This is a genomic window from Mesorhizobium sp. M0715, assembly GCF_040320355.1.
GTDB lineage: Bacteria > Pseudomonadota > Alphaproteobacteria > Rhizobiales > Rhizobiaceae > Mesorhizobium.
In genome coordinates, this window is record NZ_JAMYPL010000040.1 from 1 (window position 1) to 21,990 (window position 21,990).

The 21,990-nt window shown below is 61.5% G+C and carries 22 protein-coding genes; 12 read left to right on the forward strand and 10 right to left on the reverse strand.

The window, feature by feature from the left end:
* Nucleotides 1-301 precede the first annotated feature (301 nt).
* Nucleotides 302-2,323: an amidase gene (locus tag NKI21_RS30330; RefSeq protein ID WP_352441785.1), complete on the reverse strand. Its 2,022-nt coding sequence runs from the start codon at nt 2,321-2,323 to the stop codon at nt 302-304.
* 144 nt (nt 2,324-2,467) lie between these two features.
* On the opposite strand from NKI21_RS30330, the gene NKI21_RS30335 reads away from it, so the two are divergent.
* Nucleotides 2,468-2,743: a hypothetical protein gene (locus NKI21_RS30335; protein ID WP_352441782.1), complete on the forward strand. Its 276-nt coding sequence runs from the start codon at nt 2,468-2,470 to the stop codon at nt 2,741-2,743.
* 15 nt (nt 2,744-2,758) lie between these two features.
* Here NKI21_RS30335 and NKI21_RS30340 read toward each other — a convergent pair whose 3' ends face one another.
* The 4 genes from NKI21_RS30340 to NKI21_RS30355 are packed head-to-tail and all read right to left on the reverse strand — an operon-like array spanning nt 2,759 to nt 6,647.
* Nucleotides 2,759-3,844, reverse strand: coding sequence for a Gfo/Idh/MocA family protein (locus NKI21_RS30340; protein WP_352441781.1), 1,086 nt, complete (start codon nt 3,842-3,844; stop codon nt 2,759-2,761).
* 39 nt (nt 3,845-3,883) lie between these two features.
* Nucleotides 3,884-4,648 carry an ATP-binding cassette domain-containing protein gene (locus NKI21_RS30345; RefSeq protein ID WP_352868862.1) on the reverse strand — a complete coding sequence of 255 codons (765 nt, stop codon included), beginning with the start codon at nt 4,646-4,648 and terminating at the stop codon, nt 3,884-3,886.
* Complete coding sequence (locus NKI21_RS30350) at nt 4,645-5,646, reverse strand: ABC transporter permease (RefSeq protein WP_352441779.1); 1,002 nt, start codon at nt 5,644-5,646, stop codon at nt 4,645-4,647. The genes NKI21_RS30345 and NKI21_RS30350 overlap by 4 nt, the downstream gene beginning before the upstream one ends.
* A complete protein-coding gene (locus tag NKI21_RS30355) occupies nt 5,643-6,647 on the reverse strand; it encodes a sugar ABC transporter substrate-binding protein (protein ID WP_127294835.1) in 1,005 nt (334 codons plus the stop codon). The genes NKI21_RS30350 and NKI21_RS30355 overlap by 4 nt, the downstream gene beginning before the upstream one ends.
* A 407-nt stretch (nt 6,648-7,054) precedes the next feature.
* Between NKI21_RS30355 and NKI21_RS30360 the strand changes: the two genes are divergently transcribed.
* Nucleotides 7,055-7,288, forward strand: a complete 234-nt coding sequence (locus NKI21_RS30360; protein ID WP_023809369.1) for a hypothetical protein — start codon at nt 7,055-7,057, stop codon at nt 7,286-7,288.
* A 120-nt stretch (nt 7,289-7,408) separates the two neighbouring features.
* On the forward strand, nt 7,409-7,606 hold the full coding sequence (locus NKI21_RS30365) for a hypothetical protein (protein ID WP_023809368.1): 198 nt from the start codon (nt 7,409-7,411) through the stop codon (nt 7,604-7,606).
* A gap of 107 nt (nt 7,607-7,713) precedes the next feature.
* Here the strand turns inward: NKI21_RS30365 and NKI21_RS30370 are convergent, their stop codons facing one another.
* Nucleotides 7,714-8,670 carry an FAD-binding oxidoreductase gene (locus NKI21_RS30370; protein ID WP_196815301.1) on the reverse strand — a complete coding sequence of 319 codons (957 nt, stop codon included), beginning with the start codon at nt 8,668-8,670 and terminating at the stop codon, nt 7,714-7,716.
* Nucleotides 8,671-8,881: 211 nt separating this feature from the next.
* Nucleotides 8,882-9,739, reverse strand: a complete 858-nt coding sequence (locus NKI21_RS30375) for a LysR family transcriptional regulator (RefSeq protein WP_023809366.1) — start codon at nt 9,737-9,739, stop codon at nt 8,882-8,884.
* A 134-nt stretch (nt 9,740-9,873) separates the two neighbouring features.
* Between NKI21_RS30375 and NKI21_RS30380 the strand changes: the two genes are divergently transcribed.
* From NKI21_RS30380 to NKI21_RS30405, 6 genes are all read left to right on the forward strand, one after another.
* Nucleotides 9,874-10,956 (forward strand): amidohydrolase family protein, encoded by a 1,083-nt coding sequence (locus NKI21_RS30380; RefSeq protein ID WP_023809365.1) that lies wholly within the window; start codon nt 9,874-9,876, stop codon nt 10,954-10,956.
* A gap of 11 nt (nt 10,957-10,967) precedes the next feature.
* A complete protein-coding gene (locus NKI21_RS30385; RefSeq protein ID WP_023809364.1) occupies nt 10,968-11,321 on the forward strand; it encodes a Rieske (2Fe-2S) protein in 354 nt (117 codons plus the stop codon).
* A gap of 121 nt (nt 11,322-11,442) precedes the next feature.
* Nucleotides 11,443-13,050, forward strand: a complete 1,608-nt coding sequence (locus NKI21_RS30390; protein ID WP_023809363.1) for an ABC transporter substrate-binding protein — start codon at nt 11,443-11,445, stop codon at nt 13,048-13,050.
* A gap of 88 nt (nt 13,051-13,138) precedes the next feature.
* Nucleotides 13,139-14,185 carry an ABC transporter permease gene (locus tag NKI21_RS30395; RefSeq protein WP_128306095.1) on the forward strand — a complete coding sequence of 349 codons (1,047 nt, stop codon included), beginning with the start codon at nt 13,139-13,141 and terminating at the stop codon, nt 14,183-14,185.
* Nucleotides 14,182-15,066, forward strand: a complete 885-nt coding sequence (locus tag NKI21_RS30400) for an ABC transporter permease (protein ID WP_128306093.1) — start codon at nt 14,182-14,184, stop codon at nt 15,064-15,066. The genes NKI21_RS30395 and NKI21_RS30400 overlap by 4 nt, the downstream gene beginning before the upstream one ends.
* The gene (locus NKI21_RS30405) at nt 15,056-16,687 is read left to right on the forward strand and encodes an ABC transporter ATP-binding protein (protein ID WP_352773593.1); all 1,632 of its coding nucleotides are present in this window, start codon (nt 15,056-15,058) and stop codon (nt 16,685-16,687) included. The genes NKI21_RS30400 and NKI21_RS30405 overlap by 11 nt, the downstream gene beginning before the upstream one ends.
* A 110-nt stretch (nt 16,688-16,797) precedes the next feature.
* Here the strand turns inward: NKI21_RS30405 and NKI21_RS30410 are convergent, their stop codons facing one another.
* On the reverse strand, nt 16,798-17,361 hold the full coding sequence (locus tag NKI21_RS30410; RefSeq protein WP_352753786.1) for a TetR/AcrR family transcriptional regulator: 564 nt from the start codon (nt 17,359-17,361) through the stop codon (nt 16,798-16,800).
* Between the two features lie 103 nt (nt 17,362-17,464).
* Between NKI21_RS30410 and NKI21_RS30415 the strand changes: the two genes are divergently transcribed.
* From NKI21_RS30415 to NKI21_RS30425, 3 genes are all read left to right on the forward strand, one after another.
* Entirely contained in the window at nt 17,465-18,280 is an 816-nt protein-coding gene (locus tag NKI21_RS30415; protein WP_023809358.1) for an oxidoreductase, read from the forward strand.
* Between the two features lie 85 nt (nt 18,281-18,365).
* Complete coding sequence (locus NKI21_RS30420; RefSeq protein ID WP_352868872.1) at nt 18,366-19,232, forward strand: alpha/beta fold hydrolase; 867 nt, start codon at nt 18,366-18,368, stop codon at nt 19,230-19,232.
* A gap of 59 nt (nt 19,233-19,291) precedes the next feature.
* Nucleotides 19,292-20,293 carry an NADP-dependent oxidoreductase gene (locus NKI21_RS30425; protein ID WP_023809356.1) on the forward strand — a complete coding sequence of 334 codons (1,002 nt, stop codon included), beginning with the start codon at nt 19,292-19,294 and terminating at the stop codon, nt 20,291-20,293.
* A 20-nt stretch (nt 20,294-20,313) separates the two neighbouring features.
* On the opposite strand, the gene NKI21_RS30430 is transcribed toward NKI21_RS30425, so the two are convergent.
* Together NKI21_RS30430 and NKI21_RS30435 are read right to left on the reverse strand one after the other, a co-directional pair.
* A complete protein-coding gene (locus NKI21_RS30430) occupies nt 20,314-20,787 on the reverse strand; it encodes a VOC family protein (RefSeq protein ID WP_352794833.1) in 474 nt (157 codons plus the stop codon).
* A gap of 43 nt (nt 20,788-20,830) precedes the next feature.
* Nucleotides 20,831-21,979, reverse strand: a complete 1,149-nt coding sequence (locus tag NKI21_RS30435; RefSeq protein WP_128305578.1) for an amidohydrolase — start codon at nt 21,977-21,979, stop codon at nt 20,831-20,833.
* Nucleotides 21,980-21,990 lie beyond the last annotated feature (11 nt).

Consider the following 21,990-nt stretch of genomic DNA (forward strand, 5'->3'; position numbering starts at 1 on the left):
TGGCCTCCAATCCAGCCAGCATCTTGAATCACAAACATCCGGCTTTGGGAATCCTACGATTCTCTCAAAATAGGAATCGCTCTAGGATCCATGCCGCGACTTCCGTGCGGTGCGACGGTGGAGAACTTTCAGTCGCAATCGCTGCATCTGGAAAGAAAAGTTGACCTCAATTGCTCTGGACCGATGCATTCTTCGGTCACAGTCCCGGCATGGATCCTAGGGTCTGCGCCGCGTCGCTTCGCTCCTTGCTCCGCCCTAGGATGACGAATTCGGGGAGGCTTAAGGCACGAATTGCGCAACCTCACCCAATCCCGCCCGTAACCAGATAGGCGCCGGCGCTGCGCCCATCCTCCAGCCGCACAATAGCCGTCACGATCGAGCCATACGAGCCACGCCAGACGCTGTGGAACCGCTGGTGCTCTGCGGCCGGAATGAGGGCATGCCCGCTGAAGCGCGCACTGCTTCGCTGCAGCACGACGACCTCTCCGTTGACATGCACCTGGATGTTGGCCGTTTCGGCGGCCTCGCCGGGCAGGTCGAGCGTGATGACGATCTCGTCCTGATCGCCGGAAGGCCGCGTCTCGGCGGCAAGCGTGATGGAAAACGCTGGCGCCTTGCTGTCGTCGGCTCGGGCGGGGCGGCCTGAAAATACATCGTCGGCAAGTTCTGGCGTGCGCGGCGGGCGGATGCGGCGCTGCGTGGCACGTTCGAAATCGCCGGCCATCCGCAGCAGCCTGACATCATCATAGGCCTTGCCGGCGAAGGTGAGGCCGACCGGCATGCCGATATCGGCCATCGTGCCCATCGGCACGGTGACGGTCGGGATGCCGAAATGGCGCCAGACCAGATTGCCGTTGGCGACCCAGGTGCCGTTGCGCCAGGCAAGGGCGGCGGACGCCTCGTCGATGTCTGCATCGGCCGGTCCGACATCGGCGGCGGCAGGCAGCACCACGGCGTCGATGCCATGGGCGTCCAGCCAGTCCTCGAAATCGATCCGCCTTGTCGCTTCCAGTCCCTTCAGTCCCTCTTCCAGCGTTGGAATGTCCACGAGGGCCGTGACGCCGGACCGTGCCCGCTCGACATATTCCCTCAGGTCGAAGCCGCCTTCATATCGGTCGGGCAGCGTGCCGGGCGGCTGCGGGAAGATTTTGGGGCCGTCGACCGAAACGAGATCGGGCAAGGCCGGGTCGGCATTGACGCGCAAAAAGTCGTCCCAGCCCCAGATGCAGAGATCCCAGAGTTCGCGTTCGGCGAACTCTGGGGGCATCAGCCCGCGCTCGACCATGGTGCGCGTGCCGGGGCGGTCGCGCTCATAGTTGGAAACGACGGGAAAATCGACCTCGACCATCTCGGCGCCCAGCCGCGTGAGATCAGCCGCTGCCTGTTCCCACAGGGCAAGTACCGAGGCGCGGGTTTCGATCGGCGCATCGGCCTCGCTGTCCCTGCCGATATACATTCTGGGCACGCCCAGCCGCATGCCTTTCAACGACCCCGCCAGTGTGAGGTCGGCATAGCGCGGCGGCCGCACGTCGGAGCTTTTCGGCAGCTTGACCCAGGGCTGCGCGCGCCAGAAATCGCCTCGCGTCTCGCGGTCGTCGGCGACGATCACATCGAGCAGTTCGAGCATGTCGGGGACGCTGCGCGTGTGCGGCGCGACGACATCCATGGTCGGGACCAGCGGCCAGTTGCCGCGCACCGAAATGACACCGCGCGACGGCGTATAGGCGACCAGCGCATTGTTGGTGGCCGGCGCGCGGCCGGACGACCAGGTTTCCTCGCCAAGCCCGAAGGCGCAGAAGCTGGCCGCCGTCGCCGTGCCCGACCCATTGGACGAGCCCGAAGCGAAGGCGGCGGTCAGGAAGTCGGCATTGTAGGGGCTTTCGGCGCGGCCATAGACGCCGCGCTGCATGCCGCCATTGGCCATTGGGGGCATGTTGGTGAGGCCGATCAGCACCGCGCCGCCGGCGCGCAGCCGGGCGATGGTGAAGGCGTCCCCATTGGCAATGAGATGCTCGAAGGCCGGCGAGCCGGCGGCGACCGTCAGGCCTGATACCTTGTAGCTGTCCTTGGCGGTGTAGGGGATGCCGTCGAGTGGCCCGAGCACGGTGCCGTTGCGGCGGCGCTGGTCGGAGGCCGCCGCCTCCTCAAACATGCCAGGGTTGAGCACCGGGACGGCATTGAGGCTGATGCCGTGCCGGTCGAAATGCGCGATGCGCCTGAGATACGCCCCGACCAGTTCGACGCTGGTGACGGTGCCGTCATCGAGCGCGCGGCGCAGTTGGTCGATCGTCGCTTCGACGAGATGAAAGCCGGCATCGGTCATCACGGGTCCCACATTTCCACGCACCATGGATGAGCGAGGCAGCTGGCTTCGGCAAGAGCCTATCGCGGTCTTCTCCGGAACTTTTGTCCGGCTGACGGTTTTGGATGTATGGTGTGATTCCGGAATGGCCAGGAGGTATTGGCGATGACCACGAAATGTGTAGCGATCCTAGCTCTCGCTGTCGCTATGGGCTCAAGCGTTTGTGCCCCGGCTTTCGCTGGCGACCGGCACCACGACCGCCGGGTCCACTCCGAACGCTACGTTCCCGCCGAAGGCGATCTCATCGACATCCTGTTCGGCGGCCCGCGCTACTACGATCAGCAGTTGGTGACGACAGCAGCCGGCGCGTGCTCCTATCATCGCGTCGGACCCGACGCGAATGCGGTGAACAAGATCAACGATCATCATTGTGGGAAGTAGGCAGTAGGCTGTATCTCAGCGCCCGCCACTCTCCTTCATCCGCTCGATGATCTCGGCCATCAGCGCCAGGTCGCGGCGGGAATCGGCGAGGTCGGTCAGCGGCTTTGTGCCTTCGGTGATGTGGCGGTGGAAAGTCTCGAGTTCTTTCGAGAAAGCATCGCCGTAGAGAGGCCCGAGGGTTTTCGTCACCGGGCCGAACGGGCCGGCATCGGTGACCTCCAGCCGCGTCGGCAGGCTGCGGATGTAGGGCGTGTCGTAGATGATGCGCACCCGCCTGTTGTTCGAGCGCACCTCGATCATGGCGTCGAATAAGCCGAGATCGTCGACCACCGCGTCGTAGAGACAGGCGAAATGGCCGTAGTCGAAGGTGACTGATGTGTTGGCGCCGCCGTTGGTGCGGTGCGCGGCCAGCACGCGCGTCGGCTCGCCGATCAGCCCACGCATCGCCGAAATGTGGTGCGAGGAAAGTGCCGTCAGCCCGCGATAGGCGCGCACCAGATCGGCCGGCGCGTCGGCGCCCACCACCTCGCGGATCAGCGCGTCGCGTTCGCTTGCGCCACGCGCCAGCAGGGCAGGGTCGATGTCCTGGGGGTAAAGGACGTTCTGGCTCTTCTTGAGGAAATGCCGGCCCTCCGAGATCAGGTCGAAGATGCGGACATGGGTGATGTCGGCGAAGGCGGGCAGCTCGTCCCTGGCGGCCAGATAGGCGGGCGCATAGCGGCGCATATAGCCGACGAACAGGGTCTTGTCGTAGCCTGGCATCAGCGCCAGCAGATCGTCGATTTCGCGCACCGTGAGGCAAGCGGGCTTTTCCAGCAGGATATGTTTGTTGGCAGCAATCGCCGCCCGCACGAAGCGGCTGTGGGTATCGTCGGATGACAGCACGAACACAGCGTCGATGTCGGGCGAATTAATCAGCGCCTCGGCCGTGTCGAAGGCCTTTGCCGTCGCAAATTCGGAGGTGACGAGTGACACCAGGCTGGGCGACACGTCGTACACGCCCGCGATCACCCAGCGGTCGCGCTGATCGCCCAGCACAGGCAGATGGATCGACTGCGCGACCTCTCCAAGACCTATCAGTCCGACACGAATTGGTGCCACAGGCGAACTCCCTTTGATTTCAAGTCTGATGCTGCAGGACTATGCCGCGCCGGTTACCAGCGCGACGAGCTCATTTCCGGACGTTTCGGAAGCGCGCACGGTCGCTGCCATCTTTCCCGCTCGCATCACCCAGATCTGGTCGGACAGGCGGCGGACCTGATCGAAATTGTGGCTGACCAGGATGACGCTGACCGATTGTTCGCGCAGGCGCCGGATCAGCGCTTCGACATTGGCCGTCTCCTGCACGCCGAGCGCCGCCGTCGGTTCGTCCATCACCACCAGCTTGGCGCCGGAGCCGACGGCGCGGCAGATCGAGATTGCCTGCCGTTGGCCGCCCGACAGGCGCCGCACACGCTGGTTGATCGACGGCACGTTGATCGACAGGCGCGACAGCATGGAGCGGGCCTCGCGTTTCATCGCCTTGCGGTCGAGGAAAGCGAAGGGGCCGATGCGACGCACGATCTCGCGGTTGAGGAACAGGTTCTGCGCCACCGTCAGTTCGTCGATCAGCGCCAGGTTCTGGTGTACGGTTTCGATGCCGGCTTTGCGCGCTTCGTCGGGGTTGGCGAAGGGCCGCGCCCGGCCGTCGAAGAACAAATTGCCGGTGTCCGGCTGATGCACGCCGACCAGGCTGCGGATCAGCGTCGACTTGCCGGCGCCATTGTCGCCGATGACGGCGGTGACCTCGCCGCGACGGGCCTGGAAGGCGACGTCGGTGAAGGCGCGGATGCCGCCGAAATGCTTGCTCAGCCCTTCGCAGGCGATGATCGCGTCCGCGGCGGGGATGTGATCGGGAGCCCTCATTTCTGATACCGCATGATCAGCGCCGCCAGCACCACGATGGCCCCCACGGCAAGCGGTTGATAAAAGGCCGACACGTTGAGCAAAGTCAGGCCGTTGACCAGCGCGGTGAGCATCAAGGCGCCGATCGCCGGCCCAAGGATGCTGGCGCGGCCGCCGAACAGGCTGACGCCGCCCAGCACCACCGCCGCCACCGAATTCAAGAGCAGGCTGGTGTTGATCTGCGGTTCGGCCGAGCCGATGCGGGCGACCAGAAGAATGGCCGCGATGCCGGCGCAGAAGCCCGAGACTGTATAGGCGGCGATCTTGACCCGGTTGGTGCGGATGCCGAGCGCGCCGGCACTTTCGGCTTGGCCACCGGTCGCCAGCAAATGCACGCCGAAGCGCGTGTGGTAGAGCGCGATATGGGCGACGATGACGGCTGCGATCGCCACCCAGACTGGATAGCCGAACGGTCCGAACGAGCCCGAGGCGAGCCTGAGCAGGAAGGTCGAGCCGACCATGGTCGGTTCGCCGCCCGACAGGATGAGCCCAAGCCCGGTGATGCCCGACAGCGTGCCGAGCGTCACCACGAAGTCGGGGATCTTGCCTGCCGTAATGATCAGCCCGTTGAGGAAGCCGACGGCGCTGGTGGCGAGAACCGCGAGCATGCAGGCGATGAAGATGCCGTAGTCGGCGGCATTGACGAGGCCGAGGATGATGGCGCCGAGCATGACGGCGGCCGCCAGCGACAGGTCGATGCCCGAGGTGGCGATGACGAAGGTCTGGCCGATCGACAGCACGACCAGGATCGCAGCCGCCAGCAACAGCGCCTGCAGATTGGCGACGCTGAGAAAGACCGGCTGGGCGATGCCGAAGACGATGACGAGGCCGACCAGGCCGACGACGGATGCCCAGTCGGCCCAGAAGGAGGGATCGAGGAGGAGAGCCGCCAGGGAGGGACGGCTCTCCTCCGCACCCGCCGAATGGGCGGCGGGCGCGTTGTCTGCAGGTGTGCTCACTTCAGCATCTCGCGGAAGGGATCGGGATAGTCGCCGCCCGGACGCGGAAAATTCTTCAGCGAGGCTTCGGCATTGTCCTTGTTGATCAACAGCACCGGTGCTGGCACGTTGGCCGGCAGTTCCTTGCCCTTGGCGGCCACTGCACAGGCCTCGAGGCCCATGGCGCCGACGACATAGGGATATTGGGCGACGGTGGCGGTGAGTTCGCCTGATGCGATCGACTTCAGCGCGTCGACGATGCCGTCGAGGCCGATCACCTTGACGTCCTTGCCCGAGGTCCGCACGGCGCGCTCGACGCCGAGTGCCATGATGTCGTTGGCGGCGAAGAAGCCGGCGAGGTCCGGATGGGCAGCGAGGATATCGGTTGCGGCGGTCAGCGCCTTTTCGCGATCCCAGTCGGCGCTGACCATCACCACGATGTCGAGTTTACCTTCCACCGCCTGCTTGAAGCCCTTGATGCGGGCGTTGGAGCCGACATCGCCGACGATGCCGGCGACCAGCGCGACCTTGGAGCCCTTCGGCACCAGCTTCAGCATCTCTTCGCCGGCCAGCGCGCCGGCGGCGACATTGTCGGTGCCGATATAGGTCGAGACGGCAAAGCCGGCGGCCTTGGCCTGCTCGGGGTCGATGGTCGAGTCGATGTTGACGATCGGCTTCTTCTTCTGGGCGACCGGCACCAGCGCCTGGACGAGATTGGAGACGCTGATCGGGTTGACCAGGTAGCAATCGAAATCCTGCATGGCCATGGCGGTCAGGCGGTCGGCCTGGCCGGTGGCGTCACCCATGTTGGCGGCGGCCTGGACGCTGACATTCACGCCGTTTGCCTTGGCCTGCTCCTCGATGCCCTTCTGCATGGTCTGGAAGAACGGATTGTCGAGGCCTTTGACGATGGCCGCGACTTTCGCCGCATCCTCGGCATGGGCGGGCGCTGCGACGATGGCTGCAAGCATGCCTGCGCCAAGCAGGTTCGTGCCAAGCTTCAGGCAATTGAACATACGCATGGTTTTTCCTCCTCCTGATTGTTTTATGGGCTGCATCAATGTCGCTGGCCGGCGACTGCAATGTCCGACGGGGCGCGAGCCCGGCGCCCGGCGCGATGGTCTCGCCAACAGAATGCTGCCCGCTTGGGATGTGCGGACTGCAGCCCAGGTTCGGGCACTTTCGACGTCAGGCATTGCTCCTCCCAGAGCGCCGGTCGATGCCATGCCGGCGTTTGCGCATGTTTTATAAAAAATTGACACGCGTCAAGATTTAAAATGTGCGTAGCGATTTTTGACTGTGCGCCCTGCGGGCATGACTGTGCTGCCGGCATGCGCTACAACCAAGGCGCGAAAAAAAGTGCCGGCCTCAGGGAACCGGTTGGGGATGTCCGCGTTGGTCGCTACTTTTGTGCAGAGGGAGGTTTCGGGTGGGGCGTTTCGAAATCGTGGAAGAGCCAACGGGTACGTTTTCGATTTTCGACACAATCACGGAATTGCCGGCAACGGTCGAAGGGGGCGTGTGCATTGGGCTTTATCGGCACGAAGTGCCGCTGGCGCTGCTTGCAGCGGTTGAAACGGTCCAGCCCGGCCCTTTTTCGCTGCTGCCCTCATTGTCGGTGTTGAACGACTGGCGGGCCCATCGAGACGGTCTGCTGGCATGAGCAAAGGTGCCTGATGTCGCATCGAAAATCATACCGTATGGGAAATCACGCCCTGTTGTCGAAAGCGGCGGTGAGGCATGGAAAGCAAGGGGAGGTTGCAGTGCGTCGGGAGGTGAAGCGATGTCTGATCAGGACGACCTGATCCGAGCTGCCATCGGTCGGCTGCTCGCCGAGAAGACAGGCGCTGCCGTCATATCGATGAGAGAGAGCATCACCGAGCTTCTGGCGCTGACCGGTGCCGCGCTGGACGAAAGACTGCAAGACCTGCTGCTGGAAATGGCCGAAGTCCGCGGCATGATGGTCGCTCTCGACTTCTGAGCAATATCGGCTGGGGTCGATGGGCATCAGTCCGCTACGCCGGCAACGCCTTCACCGGCAGTTCAACACTACTGCGCCGGCTTCAATGCTGAACCAAGCACCCGGGGTTAAAGATCGAGCAAAACCGTTCCTTGCGGGCGGCTGCAACATGCCAGGACATAGCCGGCCGACTTCTCTTCAGGGGCCAGACCGCCGAGATCCTCCATGGCGACTTCGCCGGACAACTTGGCGATGCGGCATGTGCCGCAAACTCCCTGCTGGCAGGCGGTTGGGACGTAGACGCCACATTGGCGTGCCGCCTCCAGCAGCGTCTCTCCGGGCAAGCAGTTATGCACGATCCCGGAGCGGACGAAACGGACCGAAGATGGTATTGTCGAGGCCGGTTCCAACTGAGGGCTGCTGACGCCGCCGAAGCTCTCCTGGTGGTACCGCGACGGAGCCACGCCAATCGCATCCAGGCAGGCACGTGCGGCTTTCATGTACGCTTCAGGGCCACAGGCAAAGATAGTGCGGTTGTGGAGATCGGGAACGAGGGTCAGCAGCATCTGGCTGTCTATTCTGCCAGTCGGCCCCCTCCAGGTGGGATCTTCCTGGCTACAAACGCACGTTACTTTTACGTTGGGAAAGCGAGAGGCAAGTGCGTCCAATTCCCCTCGAAAGATTATGTCACCAGGCGTTCTGGCACTATGAACGAATGAGATATCCTGGTCGGCCGCGCGGTCGGTAAGCGCACGCAGCATGGACATCACCGGCGTTATCCCGCTGCCGCCCGAAAGGAAGAGCGGCTTTTCATATGGCAGGTCATCGAGATTGAATGAGCCGAGCGGCCCTTCGATCTCGATCTCGTCGCCCGCCCCCAAATTGTCGTGGAGCCAATTCGAAACCAGGCCGCCCGGTGTTCGCTTCACCGTGATCTGCAGGTCGAGCGGTCGCGTCGGTGGTGACGAAACAGAGTAGGAGCGCGTCACCGCGGCACCCTCGATCTTAAGGTGCACGAGCACATACTGGCCCGCGCTGAAGCAGAACATCCGATCCGTCGGGGATGTGAAAACGAAGGTTTTCACATCGGGCGTTTCCTCGATGACACGACGGCAGAGTACAAGCTGCGATGTGGTTTGTGCCCATTGCCGATGACGCCTCATCGGGAGGAGGTCGGGGGCCCCAAAGGAAACGTGTGCGTTCATCATTCATCTCGGTTTGAAGTCGAGCCAAGATGCCAGTTCCAGGCCCCCCGCAACAGAAGCATCCCTCCCAAGTTATGATCGATTATTTCGATTACATATCCAGTGACATCACGGCAACGTGAAGGGCGCGGATTCCCTTGCGGATGATCGGTTCGTGTTTGCGGCGCGCCAGGATGGCCGTGTGTACCGGCTGATGCAGCGTCGGAGCGCCTTCGACGATGAACGATGGGCGTTCGAGGGCGAACCGGCGCGCATCGTCACTTCTCATATAGCAGGTGCCGCCCGTGCGCCGTAGCATCATTTCCGCCAAGGTTTCCGATCCCATGGAAAGGCGACAGATCGCCAACTCGCCGAGCAATTCGGCATGGGCCTTCTCCAGCAGGACCGTATAGCCCGGACGAATGTAGGTTTCGGGATCGACCTCCGAGAGGGTTCTGGCCACCGTGGAAACCATCACATATTCCTCAACCATCAAATGCTCATAGGAGATTTCGGGTAGGTATCGCGGAGCGTAAAGCACTGCGATGTCGAGATTTCCCATGCTTAGGTCGCTGACCATCTGGTTTGAATAATCCGACTCGACATGGATCGACGATTTGGGAAGAGCCTGACACAGCGTCTCGACCCAACCCGGCAAAACCGAGCGGGTCATCCCGACCTGCGCGGCGACGCGCAAGGTGCCTTCGAAACGATTGAACGCCCGGACATCGTGGCGAGCCTGCGACCATGTGGACAGCAAGGATCTTGCATAAGCTTCGAACCGGCGCCCTGCGGCGGTCGGCTCCGCCCCGGCGCGTCCGCGCTGGAACAGTTCGGACCCGATTGCGCTCTCGAGGTTCTTAATGCGGGTGCTGATCGTCGACTGGGTCAACCCTAGCCGATCCGCGGTGCGATTGAAGTTTCTCGATTCGATAATGTCGAGAAAGGTCTCGATGTGATCAAGTTGCATGAAATATCCAATCGAAAAACTCGATCATATTCCACGTATCATAAGCTTGATCAAACAATACTCAAGGCGGAAGCTGCAGCAGATCAGCGGCCGGCAGCGCCGCCGGGACGAGACACGGATACGGAGCGGAAGAAGTGTTCATAGTCGACTGCGACTGTCATAATTACTGGTCAAGCGCCACCGTGTTGGAGCCCTATCTCTCCGGCTTGTGGAAAGACATGTTCATCGAGGGCGAGAAAACAGGTCCCGTTGGCGCCTTTCCGCATGGTCATCGGCCTTGGTTCCACCCGCAGGACTTTTCCCGCAAGGACATCCGTCCGAAAACGGAAGCCGACAACTATCTCATCATGAAAGAGAAGCACCTCGACAAATACAAAGTCGACGTGGCGATCCTGACCGGCGATGAGCCTATCGAGGCGTCGACCCTGGCTAACCCTTACTATGCCAGCGCTCTGGTCAGCGCCTACAACGATTATCAGATCGATCAGTGGTTGCCGAAAGACGATCGTTTCATGGGCTCGATCATCATCGCGCCACAGGATCCGAAGCTCGCTGCCGCCGAGATACGCCGTCTTGGCAGTCATCCGCGCATGGTCCAGGTTCTCGCCTCCCAGGGGTCCGTCAAGCCGTATGGCGACCCGTTTTACCACCCGATCTACGAAGCCTGCGCGGAAGTGGGGTTGCCATTCGCCATTCATCTGGGCGGGCATGGGGGCGTGAATTCAACTGCCATTGCTCCTGCCCCGACGACATTCTTCTGGGAAACGCATGCCATTCTGCACATGTCGGCGATGTCGCACGTGGCAAGCATGATCGCCCATGGCGTCTTCGAGAAATGGCCGGACCTCTACTTCGTGATCATCGAGTGCGGCGTCGCCTGGGTTCCGTCGGTCCTTTGGCGCTTGGACGCCGACTACAAAGCGCTGCGCAAGGAGACGCCATGGCTGAAGATGCTGCCGTCTGAATATTGCCGGCGCAACATCCGCTTTTCCACGCAGCCGCTGGAGCAGCCTGCAAACATCCAACATCTCTGGTCCACGCTCGAAGCGATGGACGGCGAAAACACGCTGATGTTTGCATCGGACTATCCGCACTGGGATTACGACGATGCCAACACGCTGCAAATCCCTCCTGCCTGGAAGAGCAAGATCATGGGACTGAACGCGCTGGAAGTCTACAAACGCATCCCCCGCGCGCAAGCCGCGAATGCCGCCTGAGGAAGCATACGATGCCCGAGAAGACCTATATCTGCCGCGTCGACGAGATCGAAACAGGGTCTCCGTTCATCGCCAAGATCCGCAGCCTTTCGGTCGGGATTTTCCGCATCGGAGATTCATTCCACGCGCTGCTCAATGTCTGTCCGCACCGCGGCGCTCCGCTTTGCGAGGGGCCGCAATGCGGCACAACCGCGCCCGTTGAACAGGCGCAATTCATCTATCATCGCGAAAACGAGATCGTTCGATGCGCCTGGCACGGCTGGGAGTTCGACATCAAGTCAGGCGCGGCCTTGGTCGATCCCTCCGTTCGCGCGCGCACATTTCCAGTCACCGTCGAAGCCGGCGGCATCTACGTGACGGCCTGATTGGCGCAAGCCGATTGGGATTGGAAAAATTCGAAGGAAAGGTGGCGGGAGCCAATAAGCAGATTTGTTCGCCGGTGCTTGACGAGAAATAACGCGGAGAACTCCGCAATGGGAGAGTCAAATGTCAGAATCTGAATACAAGCTTGGTATCGCGCAAAGCCTGATCGGAGGCGGCAAGGTTTCCCGCCGCGACTTCATTCATCTTGGGCTGGCCGCGGGCCTGACCGTTGCCGCCGCCGACCGGCTGTTCGTGAGCACGGCGCGGGCCGAACCGATGCAGGGCGGCTTCGCCAAGCTCGGCATGGCTCATGGCGCGACGACGGATTCGATCGATCCGGCCGGCTACCCCGACACGTTCACACAAACCGCATTTTCGGGCTCGCTGTCCAACAGCCTCACCGAGGTCGACGCCAAAGGCAATGTCCAACCGGACCTCGCCGAGAGCTTTGAAACTTCGGATGGGGCCAAAACCTGGGCCTTCAAGCTGCGCAAAGGCGCAACCTTTCATAACGGCAAGACCGTGACGGCGGATGACGTCGTGACCTCCTTGCAATATCACATGGGCAAGGACACCAAATCGGCGGCGAAATCGCTGTTGGACTCCGTCGCCGACGTCAAGGCGGACGGCCCGGAAACGGTGGTCTTCACGCTCAAGGACGGCAACGCCGATTTCCCTTACATCATGAGTGACTACCATCTGGTCATCATGCCGGCCAAGGACGGCAAGGCGGATTGGGCTTCAGGCGTTCGCACCGGTGCTTTCGTCCTCGAGAATTTCCAGCCCGGTGTTTCGGCCAAACTCAAGCGCAATCCAAACTACTTCAAGAATGGCAAGCCCTATCTCGACGAGGTGGAGTTCATCGCAATCACGGATCTTGCCGCCCGCATGGCGGCGCTGTCCACGGGGGAGGTGGACTATATCGGCCGCGCCGACCTGAAGACCCTCGGCATGTTGAAACGCAATCCCAAGGTGGAAATCGTCGAAGTCACTGGCTACGGGCACTATACCTTGCCGATGAATGTCACGATGGCGCCGTTTGATAATCCGGACGTGCGAATGGCATTGAAATGGGCGATCAATCGCCAAGAAATCGTCGACAAGATTTTTCTTGGCCACGCTACTGTGGCCAACGACAACCCGATCGCGCCGGCCATCAAATTCGCCAAAGATCCGCAACCGCAACACAGCTTCGATCCGGAAAAAGCAAAGCACTACCTGAAAAAGGCCGGAATGGAGAACCTGAAAGTGGATCTCTCGGTCGCCGATGCCGCTTTTGCCGGCGCCGTGGACGCGGCTTCGCTCATTCGCGAAACGGCAGCCCAATGCGGCATCGACGTCAATGTCGTGCGTGAGGCCGAGGACGCTTATTGGGACAATGTCTGGCTGAAGAAACCCTGGTGCGCTTCCTATTGGAGCGGTCGGGCCACGGCCGACTGGATGTTCACGCAAGCCTTCGCCGCCGACTCCAGTTGGAATGAGTCTTTCTGGAAAAATCCCCACTTCAACGAATTGCTTGTCCAGGCGCGCGCCGAGACGGACGAGGCCAAGCGAGCGGCGATGTATGCCGAGATGCAGCAGTTAACCCACGATGACGGCGGCAGCATCGTGCTGGTCTTCAACAATTTCGTCAGCGCGCAATCCAAAAAGCTCGCACACGGTGATGTGGCGCCCAACTGGGAGAACGATGGACTGAAAATGGCCGAACGCTGGTGGATCGCCACGGCATGAGATGGCGGGCCGGAGCCGCGATGGTCTTGTGGCTCCGGCCGGCTTACTCCGAGTGCAGGGCTGCCGCCCAAAGGGAAACGCCACGCACATGAACCCCGTCGCAAGAACGGTCCTGCAGCGCCTTGGCCTCGGCCTGGTCACTTTGTTCATCGTGTCCATCATCATCTTCTCTGCGATCGCAATGCTTCCAGGCGACTTCGCCAAGGCCACGCTTGGGCAATCGGCGACGCCCGAAACGGTCGCCGCGTTCCAGCGGGAAATCGGCATCGATCGTCCGCCTGTCGAGCGCTACTTCGTTTGGGTCGCCCAGATGCTCCATGGCGATTTCGGCTCTTCGTTTGCGAGCCGCACCGGATATCGGCGTACCGTGGCCGAGATCATCGCACCCCGCCTCTACAACACGATGTTCCTTGCAGCGGTGACGGCGCTGATAGCCGTTCCGCTGGCCTTAGGGCTTGGCATTCTGGCTGCGCTGTACCGCAACGGCTGGTTCGACCGGCTGGTGAATGTCGCGACACTGACAACCATTTCATTCCCGGAATTTTTCGTCGCCTATATGCTCGCCTACCTGGTGATCTCGCGCGACACGTTCATCGGATCCGATTTCGCTCAAACGCTGCCTCATTGGCTCACTGTCTCGCTGAACTGGGCGCTCAATGCGGTTCCTAAATTTCCGACATTGTCGAATGTGAACGATCAGACGCCATTTTGGGAGCATCTCTGGAAAGTGGCCCTGCCGGCAATCACCCTTACGCTCGTAATCGTGGCCCACATGATGCGCATGACCCGAGCGGCCATCATCAACATGCTGGCAAGCCCCTACATCGATATGGCGCGCCTCAAGGGAATGTCCCCGATGGTGATCGTGCTGAGGCATGCCCTGCCCAATGCCTGGGCTCCGATCGTCACTGTGGTAGCATTCAACCTGGCGTATCTCATCGTCGGAGTGGTCGTGGTCGAGGTCGTGTTCGTCTACCCCGGCATCGGCCAGCTGATGGTTGACGCGGTGAAATCCAGGGATGTTCCGGTTGTCCAGGCCTGCGCCCTGATTTTCGCCGCGACTTACATCCTTCTCAACTTGCTAGCCGACGTTATTTCCATCGCCACCAATCCCAGGCTCTTGCACCCGCGATGACCAGATCCGAATCTGTCGCGGCGGTTCGGAGGCTGAGGCGCTCGCGTGCGACCCGGGCGAAAACTGCGCTGAAGAAGGCACCGTTCAGCGCATGGTTCGGCATCGTCGTGATCCTCGGCTACGTTTTTGTTGCGGTCTTCGCGCACTGGATAGCCCCATATGGCGAGACGCAGGTTTTCAGCGAAGCCTTCGCGCCGTGGAGCCAGGAGTTCAAACTGGGAACCGATCAGCTCGGCCGCGACATGCTTACCCGCTTGATCTACGGTGCGCGCAACACCATCGCTATCGCGGTCGCGACCACGTTGCTGTCCTTCGCGGTCGGCGTCTCGCTCGGCCTTCTTGCCGCATTGTACAGGGGGTGGCTCGACCAGATCTTGTCGCGTGCGGTGGACGTGCTGATGTCGATCCCGAGTCTGATCTTCGCGCTGGTGCTGCTGACGATCTTCGGCTCGTCGATCACCAGCCTGATTGTCATCATTGCGCTTCTGGATTCCACCCGGGTCTTTCGGCTTTCTCGCGCCGTCGGGCTTAACGTGGCGGTGATGGAATATGTCGAGGTGGCACGATTACGCGGCGAGGGACCGAAATGGATCATCGCCAAGGAAATCCTTCCCAATGTCATGCCGCCACTGGTCGCCGAGTTCGGCTTGCGATTCTGCTTCGTGTTCCTGACAGTTGCGGCGCTGTCGTTTCTCGGCGTCGGTATTCAGCCGCCGACGGCCGATTGGGGATCAATGGTGCGCGAGAACGCGACCCTGATCACCTATGGCGATGTCACGCCGCTACTTCCGGCCGGCGCGATTGCTCTCCTTACCGTGTCCGTGAATTTCGTGGTGGACTGGTTCCTGCAAGCAACAAGCGGGTTGCGGGATGAAAAGTAGCGGCCCAGGCCCACGCGAAAAAGGAAAGGATCTGCTTCAAATCCGCAATCTGCATGTGGAGGGGTTTTCGGATGAGCGGTGGCATCCCATTGTCCACGGGGTCGATCTGACGCTGAAGCGGGGCCAGGTTCTTGGGCTGATCGGAGAGTCAGGCGCCGGCAAGTCCACCATTGGCCTTGCCGCAATGGGTTATGCCAAGCCGGGCTGCCGGATCACGCAAGGCTCGGTCCTGTTCGACGGGATTGATCTTCTGGCAGTCAATGAAAAAGGGCGCCGTCGCCTCAGGGGCTCCCGCATTGCCTATGTCGCGCAAAGCGCGGCTGCCTCTTTCAATCCGGCACATCGGCTCTTGGAACAAACCGTCGAAACCGCGGTGGCGCATGGAATTGCCGGCCGGGAAGAGGCGAACCGGAGCGCCGTCGATCTTTATCGACGCCTTCAACTCCCAGAACCGGAGACCATAGGCTTTCGCTATCCTCATCAGGTCTCCGGCGGGCAGTTGCAACGGGCAATGACAGCGATGGCAATGGCTTGTCGTCCGGACCTCATAATATTCGACGAGCCAACAACGGCGCTCGACGTGACCACGCAGGTTGAAGTTCTAGCTTCCATTCGCAACATCGTGGAGGAATTCAGCACCGCTGCAATCTACGTGACGCATGACCTAGCGGTGGTGGCGCAAATGGCGGATCGTATCATGGTTCTGCGCCACGGACGTACCGTGGAGGAGGCTGATACACGCCAGATGCTGGCCTCGCCCAGCCAGGAATATACAAAAACGCTCTGGGCCGTACGCAAGCTCGCCAAGCCCGAAGTTCCAGCCGATGACAATCTGCTGACGATAGACAACGTTACCGCGGCCTATGCAGGAAAGGTCAAGGTGCTCCAGGATGTCTCCATCAAGGTTCCGCGCGGAAGAACCGTGGCTGTGGTCGGCGAATCCGGTTCGGGGAAATCGACGCTCGCTCGAGTCGTCACCGGCCTTTTGCCGCCAATTTCAGGTTCGATTTCTTTTGCCGGCCAGCTTCTTTCCACGGGCCTGAAGACGCGGCCGAAGGAGGTCCTGCGCCGCATACAGATGATTTATCAAATGCCCGACAACGCCCTGAATCCGCGCCAAACGGTCGAAGAGGTCATAGCGCGGCCGCTCGAATTCTACCTCGGCCTTCGGGGCGCGCGGAGGGATCGCCGGATCGGCGAACTTATGCACATGGTCGAGATGAGCGAAGATTTTCTGGAACGCCTGCCTGGCGAGCTGTCGGGTGGCCAAAAACAGCGCGTCTGCATTGCCCGCGCGTTGGCTGCCGATCCGGAGCTTATCATCTGCGACGAGATCACGTCCGCGCTCGACCAGATCGTCCAAGAGGAAATTCTCAAGCTTCTCATACGTCTCCAACGTGAACTCGGAATGAGCTACATCTTCATTACCCATGACATTGCTACCGTGCGCGCGATAGCCGACGAAATCGTCGTCATGCACCGCGGCAAAGTCGTCGAGCAAGGATTGAAGAGCGAAGTTCTCACGCCACCGCACGCGGCCTATACCGAACGGCTATTGTCCTCTGTTCCGGAAATGAATCCGGACTGGCTGACAAGGCTGCTGGCCAGCCGGAAGATCTGACGGATCGGCTATCCGTCAACGCCCGGCATATTCCTCACGATCAGCTTCCTTCGCGATCACCCGATGTCAGCCATATGGCCGGCAACGCCGTTACGATCTTTCCTGGAGCGCTAACGCTGCTCGATCAGCGTCTTTGCCGCATTTTTCCCCACCGCGAGGATGCGATCGGACAATTCCGTTCCGCCCACGGCGCGGGCCATTTGCAGCGTGCCGAGGAGCGTTGCAAAGACAGCCAGCGCCACGCCTTCCGGATTCTTGGCCTGCGGTAGCGCTTCCGCCAACTGGCGCACCAAAGCCAGCAGGTGGTCTGTATAGGCTTCACGCGTTTCAGGCGGCTGACGGGCGAGCTCCGGCAGCAGCGCAGCTGACGCGCAGCCCTTTCCGGGATTGTCCCGGTGCTCGGCCGACAGATACGTGTCGATGGCCATCTCCACGCCCGAAGCCAATGCTTCCGCCAGTTGCTGCGCCTGAAGCTCCATCGCCGCCGCCACGCTTTCGCGGACAAGCTGCGCCTTGGATTGAAAGTGTGGATAGAAGGCGCCGTTCGTCAGCCCGGCGTCGCTCATGATGGTCGCCAGTCCGGACGCAGCTATGCCGTCGCCGCGAAAGCGTTCCGCTGCGACCTCCATGATCCGTCCGCGCGAGGTGTCCTTCCGGCCCTTTTCGTAGCGCATGGCTGCTATTCCTTTCTGCTATTGCATTATGAACGTAATCTGATATTACGACTGTAATTCAACGGGCGCAAAAAAGCTAGCCCTCATGATTTTGGAGCACGAAATGAATGCGAATTCCGGAAAAACCGCTGTTGTGACGGGAGCCTCTTCGGGCATTGGCCGCGCCAGTGCCGAGGCTCTGGCAAGGGCGGGGTTCACGGTTTTCGGAACCAGCCGGCGCAAGGCCGACGACGGCCCGGACGGGGTGACCATGCTGGTTTGCGACGTGACCGACGGTGAAGCCGTTGCCGCACTCGTTTCGACGGTGCTGTCGCAAACCGGCCGGATCGACCTCTTGGTCAACAATGCCGGCGTCGGCCAGCTTGGAGGCGCCGAGGAATTCTCGATTGCACAGGTGCAGGCCTTGTTCGACGTCAATCTGTTCGGCGTCATCCGCGTGACCAATGCGGTGCTGCCGTCGATGCGGCGGCGTGGCGAAGGGCGCATTGTCAATATCGGCTCTGTGCTGGGACTGGTGCCGGCGCCGTATTCAGCGCATTATTCGGCAGTCAAGCACGCGCTCGAGGGCTATTCTGAATCGCTCGACCATGAGGTTCGTGCCTTCAATATCCGTGTCTCGGTCATCGAGCCGGCATTCGTTCGTACTGTCTTCGACCAGAACGGGCTCCAGCCGGATTCGCCTTTGCAGGAATACGATCAGGCTCGAGCTACGCTGGAAGCGCTGCTTCGCGATGTGATGCCTGTCGCCGATCGGCCCGAAGTGGTGGCGCAGGTGGTCGTCAAAGCAGCGACCGATGCCCGTCCGCAACGGCGCTACACCGCCGGCAAGGCAGCGCGCCAAGTCAGCCTGCTGCGTCGCTTTGCTCCCGCAGGGATATTCGACAAGAGCCTGCGCAAACAGTTCCGCCTGCCGGTTTGAACAACAACGAGCAGAGGATTTCACGCACATGCGTCTAGGAACGACAACACGATTGGCCAGCCCCCACAAGGCGGAGGTGCCAAGCATGACACATGGGTTCAAGCGGTCGCCCCACTTACGGGCATCGTTCCAGGACACGCCAACGCATTCCGTCGATGTCGGCGGCACGGCATTCGTCTATCGGCAGCTCGGACCAAGGACGGGCGTGCCGGTAATCCTGCTGAACCATCTCGGCGCTCAACTGGACAATTTCGATCCACGCATCGTCGATGGCCTCGCCGCGGCCCGGTGGGTGATCGCCTTCGACAACAGGGGCGTTGGTGCTTCAGGCGGCAAAACGCCGTCACGCGTCGCCGAGATGGCACGGGATGCGGTCGCCTTTGTCCGGGCGCTGGGGTTCGATCAAGTCGATCTCTTCGGTTTCTCACTCGGCGGCTTCGTGGCGCAGGAGATGGTGCTGACCGAACCCAGGCTTGTGCGCAAGCTCATCCTGGCCGGCACCGGACCGGCCGGCGGCCAAGGCATCGACAAGATGACACCACTTACGATCGTGGACATGATCAAGGGTGCGCTGACTTTTCGGGATCCGAAATACTATCTGTTCTTCACCAGAACGGTGAATGGGCGTCGCGCCGCGAAGGCGTTCCTGCAGCGGCTGACAGAGCGCAAGGCCGACCGCGACAGGCCGATATCGCTTAGCGCATTCGGCGCGCAACTCCGGGCGGTGAAGGCTTATGGACTACAGGCGCCGCAAGATTTGAGCGCCATCCGCATCCCCGCGCTGATCGCAAATGGCGATCACGACAGGATGGTGCCGAGCGTCAATACCCACGATCTCGCCCGCCGCATTCCGGGGGCGCAATTGGTGATCTATGCGGATGCCGGCCATGGCGGGGTGTTCCAGAACCACGCGGATTTCGTTCCGAAAGCACTGGCCTTTCTCGAGGCCTGACACCTCTCACCGGGCGGCTTTCGTCCCGAACATCAACAATCTCTCAGAAAGTCACTGCCATGAAGGCATTCGTCGTCGACAAGTATAGTAAGAACGGCACGCTGCGGCTGGCCGAAATGCCGGAGCCGAAACTCGGGGACAGCGATGTCCTTGTCGAGGTCCACGCCGCGGCGGTGAACCTGCTGGATTCCAAGGTCAAAACCGGAGAGTTCAAGCTGATCCTGCCCTATCGCCGACCATTCATCCTGGGTCACGACGTGGCCGGGAGGGTTGTCCGCGTGGGATCGAAAGTCCGCAAGTTCAAACTCGGCGACGACGTCTATGCGCGGCCGCGCGATGGCCGGATCGGGACATTTGCCGAGTTCATAGCCATGGATGAGGCGGATGTGGCGCTGAAGCCCGGGAACCTCAGCATGGAAGAGGCGGCCTCGATCCCGCTGGTCGGCCTGACCGCCTGGCAGGCGCTCATCGAAAGGGCCAACCTGAAGAGGGGACAGAAGGTCTTCATTCAAGCCGGATCCGGCGGCGTGGGGACATTCGCCATCCAACTGGCAAAGCATCTCGGCGCGACCGTTGCGACCACCGCCAGCGCGGCGAGTGCCGGTCTGGTCAAGGGGCTCGGCGCCGATGTCGTCGTCGACTACAAGAAAGACGATTTCGAAAAAGTGCTGTCGGGCTACGACGTCGTCTTGAACAGCCAGGACACAAAGACACTTGAAAAGTCACTGAATGTGCTGAAACCGGGAGGCAAGCTCATCTCCATCTCCGGCCCACCGGATCCCGACTTCGCCAGGGAAAAGGGACTGAACATGGTGCTGAAGCTGGTGCTTCGCCTGCTGAGCCGCGGTATTCGAGCGAGAGCCAAGCGCCGTGGCGTGACGTTCTCGTTTCTCTTCATGTGGGCGCAGGGCGAGCAATTGAGCAAGATCGCATCGCTCATCGAAGCTGGTGCGATCCGCCCGGTTGTCGACCGGGTCTTTCCCTTCGAAGCCGCCAACGAGGCGCTGGCCTATGTCGAAACAGGACGCGCCAAGGGCAAGGTCGTCATCAAGGTCAGATAGCAACTCAGCTGCGATCGAGGTCAGCCGCGCCGGGCTGCATCGATCGCCGCGACGTCGATCTTCGTCATCTCCATCATCGCATCAAAGGCGCGTTTGGCTTCCTCGCCGCCGGCCGCCATGGCCTCGGTCAACGTGCGCGGCGTGATTTGCCAGGACACGGCCCATTTGTCCTTGCACCAGCCGCACGCGCTCTCCTGGCCGCCATTGCCGACGATGGCATTCCAGTAGCGGTCGGTTTCCTGCTGATCGTCGGTGGCGATCTGGAACGAGAAGGCCTCGCTCTGCTTGAATGTGGAGCCGCCGTTCAATCCGATGCAGGGAATGCCGGCAACGGTAAATTCGACCGTCAACACGTCGCCTTTCTTGCCGGACGGAAAGTCGCTCGGCGCACGGTGAACGGCGCCCACCCTGGTGTCGGGAAAGGTCTCCGCGTAGAAGCGAGCCGCAGCCTCGGCGTCCTTGTCGAACCAGAGGCAAATCGTGTTCTTTGGCATCGTTGGCATTGCGTGTTCCTTTCGGTGTTAGAGTTGGCGGAGGTCAGCCCAGCAAATTACGTGCCGTGCGCATGAAGATCCTTGACCCGATCGGGATCAGGTCGTCGGGAAAGTCATAGTCGGGATTGTGCAAGGCAGGGTGCCGCTCGCCTGCACCGAGGAAGAACATCGCCGACTTGGCACTATGGCCGAACAGGCCGAAATCTTCAGAGGCGCGCATCGGCAGGGCTTCTTCGCCGTGCGCGACGCCCTCTTCATCGAGCGCGCGCCGCAGATGCTCCACCGCGTCCGGCGCGTTGACGCTGGCGACGAAGATCTCGTGATAGTCCCAGCGGACGGAAAGGCGATGCTCGCCCGCGATCCTGGCGACCAGTGCTTCGGCAGCAGCGCACAGGTTTGCCATGCGCTCGTCACGCCGGGTGCGCAGCGTTGCCCACACCTCGGCGTGAGCCGGCGCGATGCCGAACACGGCTTCGCCCATCGCGGCATGGGTGACCGTCAGCATGGAGAAGTCGTTATCGGCGAAGGTCCCGCGCCCGAGCGCCGGCAGCGCCGGCATCAGCTCACTGATCGCCAGCATCGGCGAGATGCCGGTCTCCGGCATGGACGAATGGGCGGTCTTGCCTTCCAGCACGATGCGCATGCCGCGTGATGCACAGTTGACCACGCCGGCTTTGAGCCGCACCTCGCCGAACGGCACGCCGGGCAGGTTGTGCAATGAGAAAGCGAAATCCGGCACGATCTCGCCGAAGCGCGGATCGGCGACGACGCCGGCCGCGCCATTGCCGGTTTCCTCCGCCGGCTGGAACATCAGCACGACGCGGCCGCTTGCAGGCCTCTCGCGCCCCAACTGACGGCCAAGGGATGCCAGGATCGCGGTGTGTCCGTCATGGCCGCACATATGCGACTTGCCCGGTACGCGCGACGAATGCGGCACGCCTGAAAGTTCTTCGATAGGCAAGGCATCGAGTTCCGAACGGAACAGCACCGTCGGCCCCGCTTTGCCGCTGTCATATATGGCCGCGACGCCGTGCCCGCCGAGCTGTGTCAGCACCTTGTCCGGCCCCGTATCGGCGAGGAAGGCGACGACCTCTTTTGCGGTCTTCTCCTCTTCATTCGAGATTTCCGGTTGCTGATGCAGCTTGCGCCGCCATTCGGTTAGTTCGACAATGTCTCGATTGGTCAAAGTCATGCTTTTTCAGC